The following is a 26435-nucleotide window of genomic DNA, read 5'->3' on the forward strand; positions in this document are numbered from 1 at the left end:
AAAAACAGACCTCCAATCGTCAGATTTTGGTCTAACTTTTGGGGGTCTGTTCAAATAAAACCACGACATAAGGCCTTTTTAATACATATAACTCAAAGATAAAGGTAGGAGTAGTTAGATGAAAAAAACTTTAGTTATAGGATCAACTGTATTGGATATCATTATACAAATTGACCACTTACCAAAGACCAGTGAAGATATTCATATTAAAGATAATAGAATGGCTCTAGGTGGCTGTGCATACAATGCAGCTGACATATTACGAAAATTTGGTGTACCCTACACCTTGTTATCACCAATTGGGACAGGAAGATATGCTCAGATTGTAGAGGATATGTTACAAGAAAAAGATATGAGAAGTTCAGTTAAGATTGACTCAGATGATAATGGATTCTGTCTATGCATGGTAGAAAAAGATGGAGAGAGAACCTTTGTTGTTCATCATGGTGTAGAATATAGCTTCAAAAAGGAATGGATAACAGAGGATAAGAAAGAAGAATATGACAGTGTGTATATCTCTGGATTTGAAATAGAGGAAACAGATGGTTTTGAAATTATTGAATTTATTGAAGAAAATCCAGAATACCAAGTATACTTTGCACCAGGTCCAAGATTAAGTAAGATTGGTCGTGATAAGTTAGATAGGATCTTAGCAAGGAACCCAATCATTCATTTGAATGAAAAAGAGGCTATGGAACTTAGTAAAACTTTCAACTATGAAGATGCAGCAAAAGCCATTAATAATTTAACGAATAACACTGTTATTATTACACTTGGAAGTAAAGGGGCGTATTATTATGAAGAAGGACAAGGATATTATGTGTTAGGTGAGAGTGCAACTGTGGTAGATACCATTGGAGCTGGCGATTCTCATATCGGAACAATTATGGCATCATTGAAAATGGGATTATCTATGCAACAAGCAGTGGAGCGTGCAAATAAAATATCAGCAGCGGTTGTTGGTGTGCAAGGATCTTCTTTACCAGATGAGCAATTCGTTGCATTGTTAAAGAAATTGAAAGAATTATAAAATATAGAGTAATGAGAGGAGACTCATCTTGAGCTAGATATTCAAAGGAATACTTCAAGATGAGTTTTGTGTATGTAACGCAATTATTTGGATAGTATTAAGAATATATAAAAATTATATAAACCTTTCGGGAAACGATTGACAAATATTAATTTCGGAATATAATAGTTAACCAATGAAATAGTTTCGTTAAGAAACTATTTTTGTATCTATGAAGAGAAATAAGAAGGAAGGAGGATTATTATCTTGGGAGAGACTGGGAATTCGTATGGTCAGGAATTAATTGAAACAATGATGAAGATTCATTCAATGAAAAGAAAGAGTAAGGGTTTCGGTGGACTATCTCATACGGAAGGTATGATATTGTTTTACCTTGATCACAAGATTGATGAAGATAATACATTAGGTATTAAAGTCTCACAAATAACAAAACACTTAGAAATTCCAAAACCAGCGACTTCGAAAGTATTAAATTCTCTTGAAGAGAGAGGATTTATCCTTAGGAAAATTGATCGTTCAGACAGAAGAGTAACGTATATTAGCATAACAGAAGAAGGATATGCTTTTATTAAGGATTTGCATGATAAGAGAGATCAATATATTAGTGATTTATTGATTAAACTTGGGGAAGAAGACGCAAAGGAATTGATACGTATTATTGATAAACTGTATCGAATCGTTAGCGAGGAGCAAGTATGATAGAGACATTTTCTTAAAGTGATAGGGCAGAGTAAAACAAGCTTAAATGTGTATGGGATTAAGGCGATGAATTCATCGATTTAGGATAATTATAGGAAGGAAGATAAGATGAAGAAATTAATGCGTTATTTAAAACCGTTTCGATTGTCAATCTTAGCGGTAGTGGTATTGTTAGTAATTCAGGCATTTTGTGATCTTTCGTTACCACAATACACGTCAAATATAGTTGATGTAGGTATTCAACAAGGTGGTATTGAAGATACTGCAGTGGAAGCTGTTCGAGTTTCCACTTATCAGAAAATGCAGTATTTTATGAGTAGCGAGGATTCCGAGTACTTACTAAAATACTATAAATACGTTGGAAAGGATTCTAGTTCAGAATCTGAATATAATGAGTATGTAAAAGAGTATCCAGTTTTAAAGACAGAAGATATCTATGTTCTTGATACAGAGGATAAGGATGTTAGAAAAAAGATTAGTTCGATAATTTCAAAACCATTGTTTATATCAGCTTTGCTTGATGGCTCAATTAGTATGGGTACGGATAGCGATGAAAATGCTACTGATGATAGTAATTCATTTCTACCAAAAGAGATGCAAGGACAGGATGTATTTGCAATGTTATCCATGATGACAGAAGAAGAAGTGGCAGAATTTAGTCAACAAATGAATGAAGGATTGTCTAAGATGTCTTCTGCAATCTTAGAACAAAGTGCTGTTGTAGTTGTAAAGCAAGAGTATGAAGCAATTGGAATGGATGTAGATACTATTCAAATAAGGTATATCGCTATTGCTGGTCTTAAGATGTTAGGTCTTGCAGTAATTGGTATGATGGCTGCCATTATAGTTGGATTCCTTGCATCACGTATCGCAGCAGGAACAAGTAAGAATATTCGTAACAAAGTGTTTGAGAAGGTCGTTGGATTTTCTAATACGGAGTTTGATAAGTTCTCAACGGCTTCCCTTATTACAAGAAGTACTAATGATATCCAACAAGTACAGATGTTACTAGTTATGATGTTTAGAATGGTACTATATGCCCCAATTCTAGGTATTGGAGGTATCATCAAAGTAATTAATACGAATACTAGTATGGCATGGATTATAGCAGTAGCAGTTGGAGCAATTATGTTACTAGTAGGAATTCTTATGATAATTGCTATGCCAAAGTTTAAGAGTATGCAAAAGCTGGTTGACCGTCTTAACCTTGTTACAAGAGAAATCTTAACAGGTCTTCCTGTAATTCGAGCATTCAGTCGTGAAAAACATGAAGAGAAACGCTTTGATTTAGCGAATAAAGATTTAACGAGAACCAATCTTTTTGTTAACCGTACTATGACATTCATGATGCCTATTATGATGTTTATCATGAATGGTATTACTCTAATGATTATCTGGTTTGGAGGTAAAGGTATTGATTCTGGTAACCTTCAAGTTGGTGATATGATGGCATTTATTCAATATACAATGCAGATTGTTATGTCATTCTTAATGTTAACTATGGTTTCGGTAATGTTGCCAAGAGCTGCAGTATCAGCAAATCGTATCATGGAAGTACTAGATACTAAGAGTATGATTTTAGATCCAAAAGATAAAAAATCATTCCATGCAGATAAAAAGGGTGTTGTGGAATTCAAGAATATGTCTTTTCGTTATCCAAATGCAGAAGAAGATGTACTTGTTGATATCAACTTTACAGCAAAACCAGGTGAAACGACAGCCATTATAGGTAGTACTGGTAGTGGTAAATCTACGTTAATTAATTTAATTCCACGTCTTTATGATGTGACAAGTGGAGAAGTTCTTGTCGATGGAGTTAATGTCAAAGATATTTCACAACATGATTTAAGAGCGAAAATAGGTTTTGTTCCACAAAAGGGTGTTTTATTCTCTGGTACTATAGACTCTAATCTTCGTTATGGTAAACAAGAAGCGACAGAAGAAGATATTAAAAGAGCAGCGAGAATTGCGCAGGCAACCGATTTTATTGAACAAAAATCAGAACAATATAACGAACCAATTGCACAAGGAGGTTCTAACGTATCAGGTGGACAAAAACAAAGATTATCTATTGCAAGAGCCATTGCAAAGGACCCAGAGATATATGTATTTGATGATAGTTTCTCTGCACTTGATTTTAAGACAGATGCAACGTTACGAAGAGCTTTAAAAGAAGAAATTACAGACAGTACAGTTATTATTGTAGCACAACGTATCTCAACAATCTTGCATGCTGAACAAATCATTGTACTTGATGATGGTAGAATTGTTGGTAAGGGTACACATGCAGAGCTTTTGGTAAATTGTGATGTCTATCGTCAGATTGCTTCCTCTCAATTATCAGAAAAAGAAATAGAAGCGAGTATATCGAATAAAGTAACTATGAAAGGAGAGGAAAGCCATGAGTAAAGAAACAAGACATAGACAAAAAGGCCCAGTGGGTGGATTTGGCGGTCCAGGTGGCCCAGGCGGTATGGCACCGGGTGAGAAAGCAAAAGATTTTCGTAAAGCTATGAAAGGTCTAGGTGGCTATCTAGCTAGATATAAATTCCGAATCTTCTTAGTTATCTTATTTGCAATTGGTAGTACAATCTTCAATATTGTTGGTCCAAAGATCAGTGGTAAGGCAACGACAGAGATTTTCAATGGATTACTTAGAAAAGTACGAGGTACGGGTGGAATCGACTTTGATGCAATCCTTAAGATTATGATTACACTCATAATACTATATGGAGTTGCAATGGTATTCTCTTTGATTCAAGGGTTTATCATGACAGGTATTTCACAGAAAGTAACCTATGAACTTCGAAAAGAAATTTCAAAAAAGATTAACCGTATGCCAATGAAATACTTTGATACAAAGACACATGGTGAAGTTTTGTCAAGAGTAACCAATGATGTGGACACACTTAGCCAAAGTTTAAATCAAAGTATTACACAGACCATAACTTCTGTAACAATGATTATTGGTGTTATCGTAATGATGTTATCAATTAGTGGCTGGATGACATTAGTTGCAGTATTAACCTTACCAGTTTCGATGCTAATTATCACAAAGGTTATTAAAAAATCACAAAGGTATTTCGTTCAACAACAAGAGTACCTTGGTCATGTAAATGGTCAAGTAGAAGAAATCTATGGCGGTCATAATGTAGTTAAGGTATTCAACGGAGAAGAAGAAGCAATTAAAGAGTTTAATAAAGCAAATGAAAAGTTATTTGAATCAGCTTGGAAATCACAATTCTTGTCTGGTATGATGATGCCTATTATGCAATTTGTGGGTAACATAGGCTATGTTGGTGTTGCAATTCTAGGTGGATACTTAACAATTAAAGACCGTGTATCAGTAGGTGATATTCAAGCATTTATTCAATATGTAAGAAGCTTTAACCAACCAATCTCTCAATTGGCACAGATTTCAAATCAAGTGCAATCTACAGCCGCAGCTGCTGAGCGTGTATTTGAATTCTTGAATGAGGAAGAAGAAGACCAAACAGTAGATAATGGCGTTAGTTTCCAAGGTCTTGAAGGTAAAGTCGAATTTAAAAATGCGCATTATGGTTATTATCCAGATTAGATTATCATTAATGATTTCAGCGCTAAGGTTAAAGAAGGACAACAAGTTGCTATCGTTGGTCCAACGGGTGCTGGTAAGACAACAATGATTAAGTTGTTAATGCGTTTCTACGATGTAAGCGAAGGTGCTATCTTGGTGGATGGCCATGATGTTAGAGACTTTAATAGAAGTGAATTACGTGAACTATTCGGTATGGTATTACAAGATACTTGGCTATTCAATGGAACAATTATGGAAAACATTCGATATGGTAAGCCAGGTGCAACAGATGAAGAAGTTATTGCAGCAGCAAAAGCAGCTCATGTGCATCACTTCATTCAGACCTTACCAGATGGTTACAACATGGTATTGAATGAAGAAGCAAGTAATGTATCCCAAGGTCAGAAGCAATTACTTACAATTGCAAGAGCAATTCTTGCAGACCCTAAGATACTGATTCTTGATGAGGCAACAAGTTCTGTTGATACAAGAACAGAAATCCGTATTCAAAAGGCGATGAACAACTTGATGAAAGGTAGAACAAGTTTCGTTATTGCTCACCGTTTATCAACAATTAAAGATGCAGATTTAATATTAGTTATGAATAATGGAGATATCGTTGAACAAGGTACTCATGAAGAGTTGTTAGCACAAGGTGGATTCTATGAAAAATTGTATAATTCACAATTTGAAGAGACCGCGTAAGGTGAAATCCTATATTGAGTTTTCAAAAACATAATAAGGATTGGCTAGTTGAACCAATATTAAACTTGTGATAAAATTAAGAAAGAGTTATTGTAAAGATAAAGTTAGTCTTTACAATAACTCTTTTCATTCATGACAAAGAAAGTTTAATGTATATGCTTTCTTGTGTTAGAGAGGAGCATAGAGCAAATATGCAAAGCAAAGAGATCCTTATACCAGGAAAATTAATGAAACATTTTAAGGGAATGTTATATCAAATTGTGTCAGTTGCTATACATTCTGAAACTAGAGAAGAATATGTTGTGTATCAAGCACTTTACGGAAATTATAAGACGTATATTAGACCGTTAGATATGTTTTTAAGTGAAGTAGATCATGAGAAATATCCAGAAGTAAAACAAAAGTATCGATTTGAAGTGTACAAGCCAGAAGATAATAAAACAGTAGTAGAGGTATATGAAAAGAAGGTAGAACAGGCTTCTAATGGCAATAAGGATACTACAGAGTTAGATACTATGCTAGAGGAAATTCATCAGTTGCATTCTAATAAAACAATAGATAACGAACAAACGGATAATTATCAAGCATTACTTAATTTCCTTGATGCTAGAAACTATCAGGATAAATTAGAGCAGTTAGATTTGATGAAGAAAAAAGTAGATTCACATATGGTAAATAGTATGGCAATGTCGATGGATTTAGTATTGGCAACAGAAACTGTGGAGGAACAGTTAGAGGAAATTCGTAATTGTCTGCTTACCCATGTGAGATTTGAAGATCGTAGATTACGGTAAAAAACTTAATTATATCAAAAAAACAATCTTAAAATGTTGTATGTCACAGTACGGATTTTCATAATTACGACTGGAACATAACTTTTTAAGATTGTTTTTTGCTTTATTTCATTGCTTTCAATGGATATGAAATTGTTATTAAATAACCTTTTTATTTTACAAAATATGTACCAGTCTTGCCTTTGATAGCTGATTTTGCTTTGTCAAGATGAGAGATAATTGCAGTGTGTTCTGGATTTGTTGATACGAAATTAATAGCCGCTTCAACTTTTGGTTGCATTGATCCAGCTGCAAAATGTCCTTCACTTATGAATTTCTTAGCATCTTCAACGGTAACAGTTTCTAAAGGAGTTTCATTCTCACTACCAAAGTTTAAGTAAACACGATCAACACCGGTTAGAAGAAGTAGGGTATCCGCATCTAATAATTCAGCCATCTTAGCACTTGCTAAATCTTTTTCAATAATAGCACTTGCACCTTTTAGTTTGGTACCTTGTTCTAATACAGGGATACCGCCTCCACCACAAGCAATAACTACTTGGCCTGCATCTAAAAGTGCGCGAATTGCATCAATTTCATAAATGTCGATTGGTTTTGGCGCTGCAATAATTCTGCGGAATCCATCACCTTCAGGAACAACATAGTTACCTTTCTTTTCTTCCTCTTTCGCTTCCTCAGCAGACATGATACGTCCAATTACCTTTGTTGGGTTATGGAAAGCAGGATCGAAAGTATCCACACGAACTTGTGTTATGATGGTAGCTACCGTTTTGTAAATACCACGATTTAATAGTTCTGTACGGATTGCATTCTGTAAATCGTAACCGATATATCCTTGGCTCATGGCACTACAGATAGACATTGGAGCAACAGTTTGCTCTTTATCAAGACGACTATATTCAGTCATTGCTTTATGTATCATACCAACTTGAGGGGCATTACTATGGGTGATTACAACCTGATATTTTTCCTCTACTAAATCTGCGATTGCAGCAGCAGCATTCTTAATGGCTTCTTGTTGCTTAGGAAACGTATTCCCGAAAGCACTGTGTCCTAAAGCAACTACTACTTTTTTGTTCTGCATAGGCATTACCTCATTTCTTAAAGTATATAAGTACTATATCATATATAGTTTGGAAATCCAATAGAGTAATTAATTATAGATAGAGCCTTTTGAATCAAATTACATATATTAGATTTTTTGTGGAAAAGAGTAAAAAAATATGATATATTAATAATGTTAAAAAGGGAATAAAAAGCACTATTACTAGAGATGAGAGCTATGAGAATAGGGAAAGGAGAATACTAATGAATTGCAGTAATTGTGGATCTGAAATAAAAACAGGTGATAAATTTTGTAGAGTATGTGGTACAGCTGTAGAGAAAGAAGAAATAAGCAAGGAAACGAATTCTTTGAGAGAAGGTCCAGATAATGGAGGAAAGAAATCTAAGGTACTTAAAATTGTTTTACCAGTTATATTGGTAGCGATAGTAATTGGTGGCATATTTGTTTCAAAAATAATTGCGGATAATCGTGAATTCAAAGAGTTGTATACTACGGCAAAAAGTTATATGGAAGATTATGATTATGACAAAGCTTTAGAATACCTTAGGAAAGCAGAGAAAATTAAGAGTAATGATGCAGATGTGAAAAAATCTATAGATGAGATTGTAAATTCTATATTTAATGAATGTAGGACTACAGTTATGAATAATATAGAATCTGGTTATTATCAGGAAGCATTAGACTCATTAAATGATTGTCCAATTACTAGTAATGATTCGTGTTATGAGGAATATAAAAATCTTAAGAAAATCGTTGCTATGAAACCTAATATAGAATCAATAGATAGCTCTGAATTCCCAAATGTTAAAGTTACAATTGCTTATGAAGGTGATATGAAATTAGATGAAAACAGCTTTTCTTTAAGCGAAGCAGGTAAAGATCGTGAAATAAAATCAATAGAGACAATCAATAATAAAGTTATAGTTAATTACGAAGCAAAAGATTTTGATTATGATTCACAGACATTTGAAGTTGCGGTAAGAATTAAAATAGAAGATGTGAGTTTGTTTGCTGTTGATAGTTATGATACACCAAGTTTCCAAAGGGCAAACTTACAGTTAATGTCTACAGATGTAAGTGATTACCCTAGAATTAAAGCATATTTTCGTGTAGAAAATAGTGATACATATGAAAGCATTAGTAAGTTAGGTATAGATAATTTTACTGTTGAAGAATATATTGAAGGTGGTACATATTTAAGTAGGGAAGTACATAATGTGTCACAACTTAATGGACATTCTGGATTGAATATTAGTTTAGTTGCTGACAAGAGCGATAGTATAAGTTTTAGTGATATGGATAAGATTAAAAGAGTAATGACCGAGTTTGTTAATAAACTTAATTACAAAGAAGGGGATAAAGCAGAAGTATTAGCTTTTGACTCTATTGTACAACAAATGTGCGGTTTTACAGATAATTCAACCTTACTTGTCAATGGAATTAATAATATGTCTACAGATGGATTGACTGCGTTTTACGATGCTGTTTACTATGGTATTAATCATGCAACTCTAGAAGGGGGTGCACGCTGAGTAATAGCATTTACAGATTGTGCTGATACGAGTAGTAGATATGATTATTTGGATGTAATCAACTATGCAAATAAGAACCAGGTTACATTATATATAATTGGTGTAGGAAATGCTGAAGATTACATATTAAGGGAAATGGCAAATGAAACAAGAGGTAAATACTGGTACATAGATGACTTGTATGACTTAGAAGATATATTTAATACAATATATTCGGAACAAAAACAGATGTATGTATTAGAGTATGAAAGCGATGAAGTATTAGATGCTTATGAATCTAGAGAAATTCATGTATCCGTGATAGGTAAGGGATATAAGGGTGAGTGTGAAACAGCATTTACTCCAGTAAAGGTAATAAAAGAAGAAACACATACATCTAGGTATGAATTGTTTGTAGAAGATGTTTCTTGGGAAGAAGCTAATCAAAAATGTCAAGAAAAAGGTGGACATCTTGTTACTATAACATCAGAGTCAGAAATGAATGAGATTATTCAATTGGTAGAAAATTCATCTGCAAAATATCTTTGGTTAGGTGGATATACTTCCTTTAATGACAATGGAGATGTCTTCGCACACTGGGTAACAGGAGAAGAATTCACCTATGATAAATGGAGTAAAGGAGAGCCGTCAAGAACTGATAAAGATGGCACCGATGAAAAGTACTTAATGCTTTGGTATCTAGATAAAGAATGGAGTTGGAATGACCAAAGAAATGATCCACTTTCAGCGTTTAAGTGGTTTGAAGGAAAGATAGGATATGTGTGTGAATATGAATAATCGTTCTAAATATAAGAAAAAAGGAAGAAACAAGAGACTAATACAAGTGTTATTTATGCAGGTACTTATTCTAGTTGTAATAGCGATTGTATTAATCTTTACTAACAAGGAAGAGGCCTCTAGTAATACATTTAGCACTTTGATAGAACAAATACCTTCTTATCAAATTAGTAGTTTATTTGATAAGAAAATTGTTTCCGTTGAAGAAGAGGAAAGTCAACAAGTGGAAGAACAAGCTGAGAAAGTAGACGAAGATAATCAGAAAACAGATCAATATAGTAAACAAGTAGAAGATGTATTAGCTAGTATGACATTACATGAGAAAATTTGTCAGATGATTATAGTTTATCCTGAAGCATTAACGGGAGTTTCGAAAGTTGTTTCTGCTGGCGAAGTGACGAAACAAGCATTAGAAGAGTATCCAGTAGGTGGGATTTTGTACTCAAGTGGAAATCTACAAAGTGTTGAACAAACTAGTACAATGATAAATAATATTCAGTCGTATTCTAAGATACCACTTTTTATTGCTAGCGATGAAGAAGGTGGTAGAGTAAGTAGGGTGATGAATACCATAGGTGATGAGCATGTAGATGCTATGTTGAATTATAAAGATCAAGGGGAAGAGGTGGCATATGAAAATGCTGCTAAAATAGCTAGAATGTTAAAAGAACTTGGATTCAATACAGATTTTGCACCTGTTGCTGATGTATGGTCAAATCCTGAAAATACTGTAATAGGAGATCGTGCTTATAGTGATTCCTTTGAACAAGCGGCTACATTAATTCCAAAAGCGGTTGAGGGTTTTCAGGATGAGAATGTTATATGTACCTTGAAGCATTTCCCAGGGCATGGAGATACCGCTACGGATTCTCATAAAGGCTCATCCTATATTGAAAAATCATTGGAAGATATACTGAATCAAGAAGTATTACCATTTAAAGCAGGCATCAAGCAAGGTGCAGATATGGTTATGGTCGGTCATCTAATTGTTAAGGATATTGATGAAGAACCAGCTACCCTTTCTTATAAAATGGTAACTGAAATACTACGCCAGGAATTGGGATTTCAAGGTGTTGTTATTACAGATGGTCTGAATATGGAGGCTATGACAAAATACTATAGCAGCTCTTATATTGCGACACATGCGATACAGGCGGGAGTGGATATTCTGTTGTGTCCAAAAGATTTTAAAGCTTGTGTACAAGCACTAGCGGAAAGTGTTAAGAGCGGAGAAATTTCGGAAGAGAGAATTGATGAAAGTGTACGGCGCATACTAGAACTTAAGATGAATAAGATTTATTAAATTTTGATGTGATCGCTTTCAGTTGTTATATCGTATTGTACATAAAAGACTAGTAAATTTGAACTGCCCCCATAAGTTCAAACTTACTAGTTTTTTTACTTCAAGTTCTTTTGCGTTTTCTATTGAGTTAATACATCAGGATATTGATACTTTGTAACCTATTCTGTAAAATATTTACAATATCCTAATAAATTAGTGCTGTACCTGATATGGGTTTTTATTCCTATAATCAAAGATAAGTAGTTGACAACATAATCTATTAACTATAGACTAAACAAAATCTATAGTTAATAGACCAGGAGAGGAGTTAATCATGAAGTATCAATTAGGAGATGTTGAATCAAAGTTTGCGGAAATTATTTGGAGCAATGAACCTATCTCATCAGGTGAATTAGTAAAGCTTTGTGAAAAGGAAATGTCGTGGAAAAAATCAACTGTATACACCGTGCTTAAAAAACTTTGTAATCGTGGAATATTTCAAAACAAGAATAGTATTGTCACTTCCATATTATCTAAAGAAGAGTTAGACAGGAGGAAAGGTAAAGAATTTGTAGATGAGTCTTTTGGCGGTTCCTTACCCAGATTTTTAGCAGCTTTTATGGAAAATCAAAAACTAAATAAACAGCAGATTGATGAAATTAAGAAGACGATAGAGCAGTATGAGGAGGATTAAGAATGGATAAGATTTTTATGACTATAGTGGATATGAGTATAACTGCTAGTATCGTAATTTTATTAGTTCTTATGTTCCGTTTTTTCTTAAAAAAGACACCAAAGATTGTCTTGCATTATAAAAAGCCAGCATTTTGGATAAGTATAGTAGCAATCTTATGTGTTAGTATACTAGGGATTGGTCTTATCGCAAATCCTAAACATGGAAAGGTTTCTGAAATCAATACAGTAATCAACGAGGAGGCTGATTATCAAGCACTTTTGAAGTTATTCCCTACACCTCATGAATTACCGAGTAAGGAACCTATCGTTGTTGATTTAAATGGAGATGGAATTGATGAAACTATTACGCTTAAATATCTGGAGGAGGATGTTCAGGGAGGTGATGGAGGATATCGTTTTGTTGTTAAAAGTGGAGAAAGTGAATTAACATTACCAAATGACTATTCAGAAGTGGGATTCCCATTTCGGGTGGAATGGGATGGAAGTGAACTTAAAGTGGTGATAAATGATTGGGAGTATGTTGTTCCGGAAAATCTTGTGAATACTATATACTCAAATATTGATGCATCGGATGTATTAGAAACGCACAAAGACAAGATAGAGACTATTATAGCAGATCCAGTTAGCGGTGTAGCAATAAAATATGAAGGAACGAACAAACAGCCGATTCTGGTCATTAAGCAGTTTCTTAATGGACCAGGGGGACATTGGGCGTGCATCGGTTATGGTATAACTGAAATGACATTAAATACAGATAATACATGGGATAAACCTGTACATTATTATCTGCCATCAAATTAATAAATAAGATTGAAAAAGTATGTTTCTAATATACAATAAGCTGAAACACTTTAGTACTGTAAAATATTAATTGACAACAATGGTATAATTGTATACAATAATAACAATGATATGCCAAAACGCTGATAATAAAGCATTATTATTGTATACATAATAATTGGTTATATGTACCATAACCATCGAACAGGTAATTATATCGAATAAAGGTGCTTTATTATAGGGGTAACATGAATAATTATACAAGGAGTGAATGCAATGGAGAATCGTAAAGTATTTTTGAATAAGCACAATAACCTGTTACAATTGGAAGAGCGTATCTATCCGCTTGTAGATGTGGATACACCGAATGTGTTCCGTAATCTGTTCCCTTATGATGAGATACCAAAGATTGCGTTTAATGACCGTATCGTTCCTCATAATATGCCAGATGATATCTGGATTACAGACACAACATTTCGTGATGGACAGCAATCAAGAGCGCCTTTTACAACGAAACAGATTGTTACAGTCTATGATTATCTTCATAAGTTAGGTGGACCTAAGGGAATTATTCGTCAAAGTGAATTCTTCTTGTATAGTAAGAAAGATCGTGACGCAGTTTACAAATGTCTCGAAAGAGGATATGAGTTTCCAGAAGTAACTTCATGGATTCGTGCCAGTAAGAAGGATTTTGAATTAGTAAAAGAAATTGGGTTAAAAGAAACAGGTATCTTAGTTAGTTGTTCGGATTATCATATCTTCTATAAGATGAAGATGACAAGAAAACAAGCAATGAACCATTATCTAAGTGTTGTTAGAGAATGTCTTGAAACAGGTGTAGCACCTCGTTGTCATCTAGAAGATATTACTCGATCTGATATTCATGGATTTGTTATTCCTTTCTGTCTTGAATTAATGAAATTGGGAGAAGATTATGGAATTCCAGTTAAGATTCGTGCCTGTGATACGATGGGATATGGAGTTAACTTTGCCGGAGCAGTTATCCCACGTTCTGTTCAAGGAATTATCTACGGTTTAAGGACACATGGAGGTGTGCCTTCTGAGATGTTAGAATGGCATGGACACAACGATTTCTATAAAGCAGTTACAAACTCAACAACAGCCTGGATATATGGTGCAAGTGGTGTAAATTGTTCCTTGTTTGGTATTGGTGAGAGAACAGGTAATACCCCTCTTGAAGCAATGGTATTTGAATACGCACAATTAAAGGGTACATTAGATGGAATGGACACAACGGTTATTACAGAACTAGCAGATTACTTTACAGAAGAAATCGGTTATAAAATTCCAGCAAGAACACCTTTTGTAGGTCAGAATTTCAATGTAACGAGGGCAGGTATTCATGCAGATGGATTGCTAAAAAATGAAGAAATCTACAATATATTTGATACAGAGAAATTCTTAAATAGACCAGTATTAGTAGCCGTATCTAATACATCAGGCCTTGCAGGGATTGCACATTGGATTAATACATATTACAAATTAAAAGATGAAAGAGCAGTTGATAAGACGCACCCTGTAGTAATTAAGGTGAAAGAATGGGTGGATAAGGAATACGAAGGCGGACGTGTAACAGTAATTACAGATAATGAATTAGTTCGAGTTATTGATGATTCATGTAAAGAATTGAATGTTAGCATCTTATATGATACATTTTAAAGTGTAAACATAGAAGTAGTTCATATAGAATGAACTGCAGTTACTAAGCTATTTAGTGAACATAACATTAATACAATCATTTATGAAAGTATAGGAGGATTATTCATGAGTAAGCAACAAATTGAAGCGGCAAAGGAACAGTTTGGAAAGCTATTAGAAAAGCAACTTGCAAGAGTTGAAGAGATGAAGGCACAAGGTGACTTTGTTAATTATAAAGAGCTTGATAAAATCACTATTGGTGTGTGTGGTGGAGATGGAATTGGTCCAGCAATTACAGGGCAAGCTCAGAGAGTTCTTGAGTACTTATTAAAAGATGAAGTAGCAACTGGCAAAGTGGAGTTCAAAGTAATCGATGGCTTAACAATCGAAAGAAGAGCAGAAGAGTTAGCGGCGATTCCAGCTGATGTGTTAACGGAATTAAAAACTTGTGATGTTATATTAAAAGGACCTACTACGACACCTAGAAAAGGTGACGGACTTCCTAATATTGAATCTGCTAATGTAGCTATGAGAAAAGAATTAGATTTGTTTGCTAACGTTCGTCCTGTTCGTATCCCAGAACAAGGTATTGACTGGACATTCTACCGTGAGAATACAGAAGGTGGATATGCAGCAGGTAAAGAAGGCGTTAGCGTAACAGATGATCTTGGAATTGACTTTACTATTGCAACATCTCAAGGATGTGATAGAATTATTCGTGCAGCATTCGAATTCGCTAAGGCAAATGGTAAGACTCGTGTAACAGCAGTTACAAAAGCTAATATCATCAAAACTACAGATGGTAAGTTCCTTGATAATTTCTATCGTATAGCGAAAGAATATGATGGAATCACTGCAGATGATTGGTATATCGATATCATGACTGCAAAATTATTAGATGAACAAAGAAGAAGAGATTTCCAAGTAGTTGTTTTACCTAATTTATACGGTGATATTATTACAGATGAAGCAGCTGAATTACAAGGTGGCGTAGGTACCGCAGGTAGTGCAAACATTGGTAAAAAATACGCTATGTTTGAAGCAATTCATGGTTCTGCCCCACGTATGGTACAAGAAGGCAGAGATATTTACGCAGATCCATGTAGCGTAATCCGTGCTGGTGCAATGTTATTATCGCATATCGGTTATACAGAGAAAGCAAACCAATTGTACAATGCACTTGACATCTGTACTGTTACAGAAAAGAAAATAGTAATGACTGGTAGAGATACTGGAGCTACAGGTGCTGAATTTGCTGATTACATTATGGAGACGATTGCGAAGAACTAGGAGGAGAAATTCTTTGGACAGTTTTCATGAGCAAAAAGAAACATTAGATAAATATTCTTTAAGAGGTCGTGTATTTCATAAGATTCGTGACAATATATTAACGGGTAAATATAGACAGAATGAAGAATTAAAAGAAGTTACAATAGGAAATGAATTAGGTGTCAGTAGGACACCGGTTCGTGAAGCATTAAGACAGTTAGAATTAGAGGGATTAGTGAATATCATACCCAATAAAGGTGCTTATGTGAATGGCATTACACCAAAAGATATTCATGATATCTATATGATACGTTCTTATCTTGAAGGCCTTTGTGCTAGGATGGCATGTGAGAATATAACGAAAGAGCAAATGGACGAGATGGACGAGGTTGTATATCTATCCGAATTCCATACAAGACGTTCCCATGAGGAGCAGATTTTTGAATTAGATAGTAAGTTTCATGAGTTGCTATATGAAGCTTCTGGAAGTCGTATCTTATGCCATTTATTATCTGACTATCATCAGTATGTACAGAGAATTAGGAAGGCGTCTTTATCTTCTATGAATCGTGCTAGCCATACCAATGAAGAGCATATAGCGATTTTGGAGGCAATTAGAGAACGCGATGCAGACAAGGCAGAATCGCTAGCCCATGAGCATATTAAGAATACCATTCGAAATATTAGTGAAAATGGATTAGAGAAATTATTATAAATTAGTATATAATGAAAACACCTACGAAGTGGATATCTTCGTAGGTGTTTGTTTTTTGTAGTCAAGGAAGATTCTAGTTGAAATTAGCGTGTGACTTTAGTATAGTTAAATAGTATCATATAATACTATTTATATTCATTCTCGTGTATAATAGGTAAATAAAGTTTGGAAGAGGTAGTAAAAGAGTTATGAGTGGAAAGAGTAAGAAAACCACAGCTGGTGCAGGATTCTCTGGAAAGATGGGGTATGTATTAGCTGTAGCAGGATCGGCAGTAGGTTTAGGTAACATATGGCGATTCCCATATCTAGCAGCTAAGTATGGTGGAGGAACATTTTTATTCACTTACCTTGTTCTAGCGATTACGTTTGGTTTCACATTAATCATTACGGAAACCGCACTTGGACGTAAGACTGGAAAAAGTCCTATTGGGGCGTTTAAGGCACTTGGTGCTAAGAAGCTGATGTTTGGTGGATGGATTAACGCCATTGTACCTATGTTAATAGTACCATATTACTGTGTAATTGGAGGTTGGGTACTGAAATATCTCTTCGCCTTTGCTGGAAGTAATGCAGTTAGCTTGCAAGAGGATACCTATTTTAATAACTTTGTTAGTAAAACAGGTGAACCGATATTCTGGTTACTAGTTTTTGCAGTTGCTGTATTCGTAGTCATAATTATGGGAGTAGAAAAAGGAATCGAAAGAGTTAGTAAGATACTTATGCCTTTACTAGTTGTAATGGCTATAGGGATTGCAGTTTATTCTGTAACACGCCCTGGAGCAATGGAGGGAGTTAAGTATTACCTAATTCCTGACTTCTCTAAGTTCTCTATTCATACAGTTGTTGCTGCTATGGGTCAAATGTTTTATTCACTATCTATCGGTATGGGAGTCTTATTTACATATGGTTCCTATATGAAGAAGGATATTGACATGGAATCTTCCATTCGACAAGTTGAAATTGTGGATTGTATCATTGCTTTCTTAGCAGGACTAATGATTATTCCAGCAGTATTTGCTTTCGCAGGTGGTAATCCAGAGACATTACAAGCAGGGCCTTCATTAATGTTTATAACTATGCCAAAGGTATTCTTAAGTATGCCAATGGGACGAATCATCGGTATGGTATTCTTTATTCTTGTTTTCAGTGCTGCTTTAACAAGTGCTGTTTCGTTAATGGAATCTGGTGTAGCAACATTTGTTGATACGACAAAATGGAGTCGCAAAAAGAGTAGCGTAGTTATGTTAGGGATTATCTTATTGCTTGGCATTCCTAGTTCTCTTGGATTTGGTGTATGGTCATTTATCAAGCCAATTGGTGGTTCTATTTTAGATTTCTTTGATTTTATCACGAATTCAATTATGATGCCACTGGCTGCAATCTGTACTATAATATTGGTTTGGAAAGTATGTGGATTTAATACAGTTGTAGAAGAAGTAGAATCTTCCTCTAAATTTAAGGAAAAGAAGATCTATTTGTTTATTGCCAAATATCTTGTATTAATTTTCTTGTGTGTAATACTAATTAGTTCTATTTTACAAGCGTTTGGATTTATGAAGATATAGTAATACAAATGGATTTTGGTACACCCATTCATAAGAAAGTGGCTAAGCCTATTTTAGGCTTAGCCACTTTTCTTTACTTATTTGAGGTAATTCTACGCAAAAAGTAGAACCCCCGCCGGGGGTATCTTTTACATACAACTTTCCGTGATGAAGAGTAACTAATTCCCTTGCAATACTAAGTCCAAGACCAAAATTTGATTTATTACTTCTTGCTGAATCTATTTGAAAGAAGCGGTTGAATATCAGTTCTTTTTGAGAATCTTCAATGCCAACGCCATAATCAATTATTTCAATGTTTACGTGATGTTTCATATTATAAGCTTTTAGCGTTAGTCCTTTATTAGGTGGCGTGTATCGATATCCGTTGTCTATAAGGATTGTAACGATTTGCTTTATCCGATCAAGGTCACCCCAGACACGGTATAGGGTATCGCTACATAGATCAAAATGGAAGATACGATGTAGAGATCCTTCATATACACTATAGAAATCATATAGTTCAATAAGTAAGGTTTCCATATCTACATCAGTAAGGTTGAGTTGCCAGCTATGAGAATCTGTTGCTGCTAGCATAAGCATATCGTTAATTAACTTTGAAAATCTAGTACATTCCTTTTCTATAATAGGAATGAAGGACTTACATTGTTCGATTCTATCCGCCATGTCAGAATCTTTGGATAATTCTGCTTTTAAATTGCTGATACCTGTAGTTATTACGGTTAAAGGTGATTTCATCTCATGAGATACCGATGCGATGAAATGTTTTTGTTGTATCTGGTTTTTTTCAAGTGGATTTGATACCAGACGAATGAATAATTTACTGAAGAGAAAAAGTAAGAAAATACCGAGGAAAGCCATGCCACCATATCGTAATAAGAATAGTGGGTCAATGCCATAATATTTACGAACTTCCATAAGTAAATAGATGATACGGTATCCGTTTTTCATGGGAGTAGTCATAAGAGCACCGTAGTAGTAGGTTTTCTCGCCTTTATGTAAAAGATAGGTATTGCTTTTGTAAGTAGATGAATGGAAAATTGGATTCTTACAATCAAGGCCATCTTGTTTGGTTGCTGTTTGAAGTTCTTCTTTCAGCTGATGCTTTTTGATTCTAGTAGTTCGAGTATTCAATAACCTTAAGTCTATTCCGTTATCTTCCATTAATATAAGAATCCCAGTTTCTTTTTCCGTACGGGCAATCCAACTAGCATTGATAATTTCTGTATCTTTTAGTTCTTCAAATATATTAAGTATATTTTGGCTATACACTGATTCTAAACGATAGAGACGCTCGTGATAATTAGTGAGGAATAGGACGATAACAATCATTATTAGAATAATACTAGTGGAGAAACTATATATGAATACAAGCTTTTGTTTTAATTTATGTATCATATTATAAGCCCTTTCTTATTCCATTAGATGATATCCAACCGATCGAACTGTCTTAATGGTAACATGACTATGAACGGAAGTAATACGTTTCCTTAAGAAAAATATAAAATTGTCCAGATTACCATCACATACGAAAGAGTCAGTACCCCAAACACGGTCGAGTATGGTATCTCTTGTTAGAATACGATTTTTATTCTGAATCAGAAAAACAAGTAAATCAAGTTCCCTCTTGGATAAGGTACACTCTTCATTTCCACAGACAAGTTTCATTAAGTTTAAATCTACGGATAGGTCAGAGAATGTTAGTAAAGTAGAGACATTCATTGTCACATTTCGTCTTGCAATGGCTCGAATGCGGGCAAGTAATTCATCCATTTCAAATGGTTTGATTAGATAATCATCGGCTCCTGCATCTAGACCTTCTACGCGATTGGTTAGGGTATTCATAGCGGTAACTAATAAAACGGGTGTGTGTATGGAAGCAGTACGGATTTCTTTCAGTATGGCTAGTCCATCTTTATGAGGGAGCATACGGTCAAGGAGAATAACATCATAGACATCACGTTTTATATATAGTGTAGCTTCATCACCATCATGACAAAAGTCTGCAAACCATCCTTGTGTTTGTATTTGATAATTTAGTAGATTACATAAATCTGTGTCATCTTCAATAATTAATAATCGCATCGAGTCACTTCCTTTATTGTTGATATATATTGGATTATAGGATATTTATGGAGTATAATCAATGGGTGTGAGACAATTAGAGATTCGCTAGAGATTCACTTAATCTTCATTAGAGATTTTAGTGATACATTGTGAGTATTAAAAGCAAAGAGGGGATAAATATAATGAGACAGAAAAATCTTATACATAAGATTGCTGTTATAACAGTACTAAAAATAATGACATTCAATATGGTGGCTTGTTCTTCTAAGAAGGGAGAAGGTGGAAGAGAAGATACAGCTGGTAATAAAGGAAGGTTTATCGAGAAAGAAGTGACACTACCTGAACTTGATGATGGTGAGAAAATATTGCAGATTAGTAGTAATGACGAAGGAAGTCTACGTATCTATAGTATAGTTTACAAGGATGATCATAAGAAGGCAGATATCTATCAGTATGATTTGAAAGAGAACCAAACATTCGAAAAAAATAAGACAGAATGGTTACAAAATCTTGATATAGACAATTTTGATCCAGAGCAAGCAATACAGTATATCTTTGATCGTGGTAAGACGAAGTATGCTTATTTTAGTGTAATCACGGATGGGATTTATAATAATCGGATTTATAAAACAACAGACGGAAAGACTGGGGAGATACTTCCTGTGAAGGAGTGGGAAAAATCAAAGGATAAGGATCAAGTTTATGTAACAATTGGAGTCACCTCTTCTGGAAATCTATATCTGCAAGATGCTGACAATTTATGCAGATACGATGAGGATTCTAAAAGTTTTGTAAGTGTCTTAGATACGCAACAATATGATAATAACAGCTTGATCGTTGGCGGAGATAAGATAGTATTATTAAAGACAGGAAATAAAGAGGCAGATAAAATAGAATATAATGTTTGGAATGAAGATAAATTGGAGGAAGAACCACAGACATTTAATCTAGAACCAACGTATGACGTTTATGGATTTGTGAATGAGAACAACGATATTATGACAGTAGATCATACAGGAATACACCAATTAATTGATGGTACTTCAGCTGTTCAATTGGTGATAGATGGTTCCATGAATATGATGAATGCGGTATCAAGTTTCCCTAAGCAAATAATTCAGGATAAAGAAGCAAATTATTATGTATTATATTATTTAATAGAAGAAAATAAATATGCAGTTATGTCGTATATCTATGATTCAGAAGTATCAGCTATTCCAGAGACAACTCTGACGGTATATAGTCTTACCAATGATTTATGGACGAAAGAAGCAGCTACAGTATTTCAAAGAGAACACCCAAATGTAAAGGTAGAGCTACGTGTAGCTATGGATGAGGATTCAACCGCTACAAGAGAAGATTATATCAGGCAATTGAATACAGAGCTGCTAAATGGAGAAGGGCCAGATGTACTTGTAATGGATGGATTACCGAAGGATTCTTATATCAGTAAAGGTACTTTGTTGGACATACGTGATGTCATACAACCGTTGGTGGATCAAGGAGAACTGTTTGAGAATATGGGGGCATTTTATAAACAGGAAGATGGAAGTTATTATACGTTCCCAGTTAATATTAAGATACCATTAATACTATCACATAAGGAAGCAACCAATTATGCAACTTCATTAGAAGGAATCGTAGAATATGTGAAGAAATACAATGATCCTATGGGATTTGGAAGTCAATCCTGGGAAACATTGATGCAACACTTCTTACCAGTGTATTTGAATCAATTGATTAGTCATAATGAAGCAGATGAGGATAAGATAGAGAAATTCTTAACAAATTTAAATGTAATTTATCAATTAGGAGAATACGATACATTGAAAGAGGAATCTGTAGATGATTATTTTAATTACTATTTTAGTTGCAAAGTAACTGAAGGGCTACAGATGGCATATGAAGAAGGCACTGGATTTTATGATATTGGACTACCGTCTGGACTTGTGAAATATATCGGGGGAGATATAAGTGTATTGAATCAAACCTTTTATCCAGTTAGTTCTTTAAGTATCAATAAGAATTCTAAGAATATTGATTTGGCTAAGGAATTTATAACATGTCTATTATCAGTGAAAATGCAGGAGAATGATATGCAAACGGGATTCCCTGTGAATAAGAAAGCATTTGAGAACAGAAAGAACGATAAGGAAAAACAACAGGATCGACAATGGACATGGGATACAATTGATGAAAATGGAAAAACAGTTAAGGTTCCTTATGGTTGGCCCGATGATAGAACAATCGATTTACTTGAATTAATGTGTGAGAACGTATACAACGAAGGTAACCAAAATCAATATATGTTAGATGTATTTATCGCAAATTCACAAGATTATGCAGATGGAAAGATTGATGCACATGAAGCAGCACAGGCAATTGTTGATAAATTGCAGATGTATCTGAAGGAGTAATTCTTTATAGCATACTTACATATACAACGGCTTTGTACTTTGTTCAAAAAGATTTTGTAGCTGTCACATGAATTTACTTACATAGAATCTGAGTAAACAGTTGCTAGAAGAAACTAGCATAAAGCTTTTAGTTTAAAAACTTTAGGATAATCTTTAATGCAACTGTTTATTCTGATTCTTAGTAGAAGTTTTGCGACAGCACCTTTTTATCTACATCGAAAGTTCTTCCCATTGTTCTAGGAGTTCTTCTAATCGTTCTTCAATTGATTTCTTTTCATTATTTAGTTCCATTAATCTTGGTACATCTGTATAAACTTCTTCAAGAGTTAGAAGTTGGTCAATCTCATCGTTTCTTGTTTCGCAAGCACTGATTTCATCTTCAACTTTCTTAAGCTCATTCTGACGTTTTCTTTCTTTTGCTTGTTGTTCTTTTTGTTGCTTCCAATCTAGCTTGGTTTCTGACGTGTCCGTAGCCGATTCTGTTTGAACGGAAGATGTACCTGATGAAGTAGAAGTTGTTGTATTAGATGTATTTATGGAATTAGCGCCAAGATACATACGTTCCACTTCTGGTTTTTTCTCTACATAATAATCGTAGTTACCTATATAGTTAAGTAACTGGTTATTCGTTAAGTCTAGAATACGAGTTGCTGTTTTGTTAATGAAGTAACGGTCATGTGACACATATAAAACTGTTCCAGAATAACTGTTAATGGCATCTTCAAGGATTTCTTTAGAAGCGATGTCAAGATGGTTCGTAGGTTCATCAAGGATCAAGAAATTCGCTTCTGATAGCATTAATTTGGCAAGGGAAACACGTCCACGTTCACCACCACTTAATTCCTTGATACGTTTGAAGACATCATCATTGGTAAATAAGAACGCAGCAAGAATATTACGAACTTCAGTGTTGGTCAGATTTGGATAAGTGTCTTGTAATTCATCAAAGATAGTTTTTTCTGGGGATAGTACTTGATGTTCCTGATCGTAATAACCAATCTTAACTTTCGCTCCTAGGCGCATCTCGCCAGAGTCTGCATCTAATAAACCATTTAGTATCTTTAATATAGTAGTTTTACCAGTACCATTGTTACCGATTATGGCTACTTTCTCTTCTCGTTTAATCTCAAAATCTAAATCGGAGAAGAGCTTCTTTGGTCCGAAGGCTTTAGATAGACATTTTACAGTAAGAACATCATTCCCACTTATATTATGTGGCTCTAATTTAATAGAGATACGATGTTGTTCCATTATTGGTTTTTCGATACGATCAATTTTATCAAGCATCTTCTCACGGCTCTCCGCACGTTTGATTGACTTTTCTCGATTGAAAGAACGAAGCTTTGCAATAACTTCTTCTTGATGTTTGATTTCTTTTTGCTGATTCAGATAACTCTTTAATTGTGCATCTCTAACGAGAGCTTTCTTCTCTGCAAATTCTGAGTAATTGCCAAGGTACATCTGAGATTTGGTATATTCAATTTCAACGACTTTTGTAACGATTTTATCGAGAAAATAACGATCATGGGCAACAATTACTACAGCACCACGGTAGTTCAGAAGATAATTTTCTAACCATGCAATGGATTCTAGATCAAGATGGTTGGTAGGCTCGTCTAAGAAGATGATATCAGGTGCAGTAAGAAGTAATTTACCAAGGGCAACACGTGTCTTTTGACCTCCCGATAACTTATCAATGGATTTTTGAAATTCCTCTTCTGTAAATCCGAGACCTTTTAGAATTCCAGTAATTTCACTTTGGTAGGCATAGCCATTTTGCAATTCAAATTCGTGATTTAATCTAGCATAAGTAGAAAGCATAGATTCTAATTCATCGCCAGAAGCTTCCTTCATATCATGTTCTAGACAACGCATACGATCGTATAATTCGATAACATCCTTTTTTACTTCCAGAAGTTCTTCATAGATGGAGTGATGCGAAGTAAGTGCTTGATGTTGTGCTAGATAACCCATAGTAGCACCCTTAGCAAACGTAACATCACCAGAATCTGCACTCATTTCACCAATGATAATTTTAAGTAGTGTAGATTTACCTGCTCCGTTTACACCGATAATTGCAGTTTTTTCACCTTCATTCACGTGGAATGAAACATTAGTAAGAACTTGTTTTCCAACAAAGGATTTATTTATATTGTTACATGATAAAATCATGATTGTGGTCATCCTTTCTTCGCGTTTTTTCGTAGGTCCATACAGAAATTTGGGTCCAAATTGCTTAGCAGACCTAGGTAAGTGGCTCATGAAAATCAACAGTTATTTTATCATACTTATTGTGTGAATGCTAGATATTTGCGCATTTTCTTTAGAAAAATGATGCAATTTATAAGGAAAAATTATATAATAAAATAGAAGAGGTACTATATACCATTATGTATTTGGAGGTATTATGGGAATTGATATAGTCGGTAATTTAAGAGAAATTAATTATTTGTCAATAATAGTACGTATGCTACTAGCACTTTTGTGTGGAGGCATTATCGGTTTTGACCGCGAGAGAAAAGGAAGGCCAGCAGGATTTCGGACACATATACTCGTGTGTATTGGATCGACTTTGGTTATGATTACCAGCCAATTTATTATATCTGTGCTGAAGATGGGCACGGACCCTACAAGAATGGGAGCACAAGTAATTAGTGGAATTGGTTTCCTTGGAGCAGGGACAATTCTTGTTACACCGAAACAACATGTCAAAGGTTTAACAACGGCAGCAGGGTTATGGGCATGCGCCTGTATGGGGCTTGCTATTGGAATTGGTTTTTATGAAGGAGCTATTCTAGGTTGTGGTTTCATACTAGCTAGTATGGAGATACTACAAGGAGTAGAATCAAATATAACATCAAAATCATTAACTGTTGATATTTATATAGAAGTTACTCGGGTAGAAGCTATTGGGGAGATGATTGGACTGTTGAAAGAAAATAAGATGTCAATTATAAAGCTTGAGACAGTAACGAATAAAGAAGAAGATTCATCTATAGGTATGTTCATTGGTGCAATCGAATCAAAAGAAAAATCAGCTGAGAAAATAATAGAGAGAATAAAAAGGCATGAAATGGTAAGGACTGCATATTTCATCTCAAATTGACAAATAATTAACGAGTAGTTATAATGAAAATAAGGGTTATGATATAAGGAGGGTGCGTTGTGTACGAAAAAGAGATATCGTTAGCAGTTATTAAAAGACTTCCAAGATACTATCGTTACTTGGGTGAGTTGTTAGAAAATGATGTTGTTCGTATTTCATCAAAAGAGCTTAGCGAGAAGATGCAAGTAACAGCTTCACAAATTAGACAGGATCTTAATAACTTCGGGGGTTTCGGACAACAAGGCTATGGATATAATGTGGAGTATCTTTATACGGAAATAGGAAAGATTCTTGGACTTGATAGGAAATACAATTTAATTATTATCGGTGCAGGAAATCTAGGACAGGCATTAGCAAATTATACGGACTTTGAAAGAAGAGGTTTTGTAATCAAAGGTATTTTTGACGTGAATCCAAGACTTGAGGGAATCTCCATACGAGGGATTGAGATTCGAATGATGGACACACTGGAAGATTTTGTGAAGAATAATAGTATCCATATTGCGGCATTGACCATGCCAAAAGCAAAAGCACCACAAGTTGCATCGGATCTAGTAAGCTGGGGAGTGAAAGCGATATGGAATTTCGCACCAACTGATTTGAATTTACCAAAGAATATCATGGTTGAGAATGTTCATCTTGCTGAAAGTTTAATGCGTCTATCGTATAACTTAAAAGCACGTGAAGAACAAGAAAATGAAGAAAAACAGTAACGGACAAATA

18 protein-coding genes and 2 pseudogenes are annotated in these 26435 nt (G+C 34.6%); 16 read left to right on the forward strand and 4 right to left on the reverse strand.

Features of this window, described 5'->3' with window-relative positions:
* The first annotated feature begins 118 nt into the window (after nt 1-118).
* The 5 genes and pseudogenes from ACW2QF_RS01960 to ACW2QF_RS01980 all read left to right on the forward strand — a co-directional run bounded on the left by ACW2QF_RS01960 (nt 119) and on the right by ACW2QF_RS01980 (nt 6784).
* Nucleotides 119-1030: a PfkB family carbohydrate kinase gene (locus ACW2QF_RS01960; RefSeq protein WP_455714312.1), complete on the forward strand. Its 912-nt coding sequence runs from the start codon at nt 119-121 to the stop codon at nt 1028-1030.
* Nucleotides 1031-1276: 246 nt separating this feature from the next.
* Nucleotides 1277-1729, forward strand: a complete 453-nt coding sequence (locus ACW2QF_RS01965; protein ID WP_455714313.1) for a MarR family winged helix-turn-helix transcriptional regulator — start codon at nt 1277-1279, stop codon at nt 1727-1729.
* 108 nt (nt 1730-1837) lie between these two features.
* Complete coding sequence (locus ACW2QF_RS01970; protein ID WP_455714314.1) at nt 1838-4138, forward strand: ABC transporter ATP-binding protein; 2301 nt, start codon at nt 1838-1840, stop codon at nt 4136-4138.
* Nucleotides 4131-5990: pseudogene (locus ACW2QF_RS01975) on the forward strand (ABC transporter ATP-binding protein). The gene ACW2QF_RS01970 and the pseudogene ACW2QF_RS01975 overlap by 8 nt, the downstream one beginning before the upstream one ends.
* Before the next feature lie 191 nt (nt 5991-6181).
* Nucleotides 6182-6784, forward strand: a complete 603-nt coding sequence (locus ACW2QF_RS01980; protein ID WP_455714315.1) for a DUF1653 domain-containing protein — start codon at nt 6182-6184, stop codon at nt 6782-6784.
* A gap of 151 nt (nt 6785-6935) precedes the next feature.
* Here ACW2QF_RS01980 and arcC read toward each other — a convergent pair whose 3' ends face one another.
* A complete protein-coding gene (gene arcC, locus ACW2QF_RS01985; protein WP_455714316.1) occupies nt 6936-7868 on the reverse strand; it encodes a carbamate kinase in 933 nt (310 codons plus the stop codon).
* 224 nt (nt 7869-8092) lie between these two features.
* Between arcC and ACW2QF_RS01990 the strand changes: the two are divergent.
* From ACW2QF_RS01990 to ACW2QF_RS02025, 8 genes and pseudogenes are all read left to right on the forward strand, one after another.
* Nucleotides 8093-10159 (forward strand): annotated as a pseudogene (locus ACW2QF_RS01990) (VWA domain-containing protein).
* Entirely contained in the window at nt 10140-11462 is a 1323-nt protein-coding gene (locus tag ACW2QF_RS01995) for a glycoside hydrolase family 3 protein (RefSeq protein WP_455714317.1), read from the forward strand. The pseudogene ACW2QF_RS01990 and the gene ACW2QF_RS01995 overlap by 20 nt, the downstream one beginning before the upstream one ends.
* Before the next feature lie 313 nt (nt 11463-11775).
* Entirely contained in the window at nt 11776-12135 is a 360-nt protein-coding gene (locus tag ACW2QF_RS02000; RefSeq protein WP_455714318.1) for a BlaI/MecI/CopY family transcriptional regulator, read from the forward strand.
* 2 nt (nt 12136-12137) lie between these two features.
* Nucleotides 12138-12938, forward strand: coding sequence for a hypothetical protein (locus ACW2QF_RS02005; RefSeq protein WP_455714319.1), 801 nt, complete (start codon nt 12138-12140; stop codon nt 12936-12938).
* A gap of 255 nt (nt 12939-13193) precedes the next feature.
* Nucleotides 13194-14597, forward strand: a complete 1404-nt coding sequence (locus ACW2QF_RS02010) for a 2-isopropylmalate synthase (protein WP_455714320.1) — start codon at nt 13194-13196, stop codon at nt 14595-14597.
* Between the two features lie 105 nt (nt 14598-14702).
* Nucleotides 14703-15866: an isocitrate/isopropylmalate family dehydrogenase gene (locus ACW2QF_RS02015; protein WP_455714321.1), complete on the forward strand. Its 1164-nt coding sequence runs from the start codon at nt 14703-14705 to the stop codon at nt 15864-15866.
* A 13-nt stretch (nt 15867-15879) separates the two neighbouring features.
* The gene (locus tag ACW2QF_RS02020; protein WP_455714322.1) at nt 15880-16560 is read left to right on the forward strand and encodes a GntR family transcriptional regulator; all 681 of its coding nucleotides are present in this window, start codon (nt 15880-15882) and stop codon (nt 16558-16560) included.
* A gap of 188 nt (nt 16561-16748) precedes the next feature.
* The gene (locus tag ACW2QF_RS02025; protein ID WP_455714323.1) at nt 16749-18125 is read left to right on the forward strand and encodes a sodium-dependent transporter; all 1377 of its coding nucleotides are present in this window, start codon (nt 16749-16751) and stop codon (nt 18123-18125) included.
* 48 nt (nt 18126-18173) lie between these two features.
* On the opposite strand, the gene ACW2QF_RS02030 is transcribed toward ACW2QF_RS02025, so the two are convergent.
* Nucleotides 18174-19520: a sensor histidine kinase gene (locus ACW2QF_RS02030; protein ID WP_455714324.1), complete on the reverse strand. Its 1347-nt coding sequence runs from the start codon at nt 19518-19520 to the stop codon at nt 18174-18176.
* A 15-nt stretch (nt 19521-19535) separates the two neighbouring features.
* A complete protein-coding gene (locus ACW2QF_RS02035) occupies nt 19536-20207 on the reverse strand; it encodes a response regulator transcription factor (protein WP_455714325.1) in 672 nt (223 codons plus the stop codon).
* A 164-nt stretch (nt 20208-20371) separates the two neighbouring features.
* Here ACW2QF_RS02035 and ACW2QF_RS02040 point away from each other — a divergent pair, with 164 nt between their 5' ends.
* The gene (locus tag ACW2QF_RS02040) at nt 20372-22606 is read left to right on the forward strand and encodes an extracellular solute-binding protein (protein ID WP_455714326.1); all 2235 of its coding nucleotides are present in this window, start codon (nt 20372-20374) and stop codon (nt 22604-22606) included.
* Between the two features lie 210 nt (nt 22607-22816).
* Here ACW2QF_RS02040 and abc-f read toward each other — a convergent pair whose 3' ends face one another.
* Nucleotides 22817-24778, reverse strand: coding sequence for a ribosomal protection-like ABC-F family protein (gene abc-f / locus ACW2QF_RS02045; RefSeq protein ID WP_455714327.1), 1962 nt, complete (start codon nt 24776-24778; stop codon nt 22817-22819).
* 235 nt (nt 24779-25013) lie between these two features.
* Here abc-f and ACW2QF_RS02050 point away from each other — a divergent pair, with 235 nt between their 5' ends.
* Complete coding sequence (locus tag ACW2QF_RS02050; protein ID WP_455714328.1) at nt 25014-25712, forward strand: MgtC/SapB family protein; 699 nt, start codon at nt 25014-25016, stop codon at nt 25710-25712.
* A gap of 59 nt (nt 25713-25771) precedes the next feature.
* Entirely contained in the window at nt 25772-26425 is a 654-nt protein-coding gene (locus tag ACW2QF_RS02055) for a redox-sensing transcriptional repressor Rex (protein ID WP_455714329.1), read from the forward strand.
* The last annotated feature ends 10 nt before the right edge of the window (nt 26426-26435 follow it).

It is taken from the genome of Anaerosporobacter sp. (genome assembly GCF_965301125.1).

Coding starts and splice junctions, on each gene's coding strand:
- ACW2QF_RS02050 (WP_455714328.1), top strand. CDS start 25,014: ATGGGAATTGATATAGTCGGTAATTTAAGAGAAATTAATTATTTGTCA.
- ACW2QF_RS02035 (WP_455714325.1), bottom strand. CDS start 20,207: ATGCGATTATTAATTATTGAAGATGACACAGATTTATGTAATCTACTA.
- ACW2QF_RS02025 (WP_455714323.1), top strand. CDS start 16,749: ATGAGTGGAAAGAGTAAGAAAACCACAGCTGGTGCAGGATTCTCTGGA.
- abc-f (WP_455714327.1), bottom strand. CDS start 24,778: ATGATTTTATCATGTAACAATATAAATAAATCCTTTGTTGGAAAACAA.
- ACW2QF_RS02040 (WP_455714326.1), top strand. CDS start 20,372: ATGAGACAGAAAAATCTTATACATAAGATTGCTGTTATAACAGTACTA.
- ACW2QF_RS02005 (WP_455714319.1), top strand. CDS start 12,138: ATGGATAAGATTTTTATGACTATAGTGGATATGAGTATAACTGCTAGT.
- arcC (WP_455714316.1), bottom strand. CDS start 7,868: ATGCAGAACAAAAAAGTAGTAGTTGCTTTAGGACACAGTGCTTTCGGG.
- ACW2QF_RS01970 (WP_455714314.1), top strand. CDS start 1,838: ATGAAGAAATTAATGCGTTATTTAAAACCGTTTCGATTGTCAATCTTA.
- ACW2QF_RS01995 (WP_455714317.1), top strand. CDS start 10,140: ATGTGTGTGAATATGAATAATCGTTCTAAATATAAGAAAAAAGGAAGA.
- ACW2QF_RS02010 (WP_455714320.1), top strand. CDS start 13,194: ATGGAGAATCGTAAAGTATTTTTGAATAAGCACAATAACCTGTTACAA.
- ACW2QF_RS01980 (WP_455714315.1), top strand. CDS start 6,182: ATGCAAAGCAAAGAGATCCTTATACCAGGAAAATTAATGAAACATTTT.
- ACW2QF_RS02030 (WP_455714324.1), bottom strand. CDS start 19,520: ATGATACATAAATTAAAACAAAAGCTTGTATTCATATATAGTTTCTCC.
- ACW2QF_RS02015 (WP_455714321.1), top strand. CDS start 14,703: ATGAGTAAGCAACAAATTGAAGCGGCAAAGGAACAGTTTGGAAAGCTA.
- ACW2QF_RS02000 (WP_455714318.1), top strand. CDS start 11,776: ATGAAGTATCAATTAGGAGATGTTGAATCAAAGTTTGCGGAAATTATT.
- ACW2QF_RS01960 (WP_455714312.1), top strand. CDS start 119: ATGAAAAAAACTTTAGTTATAGGATCAACTGTATTGGATATCATTATA.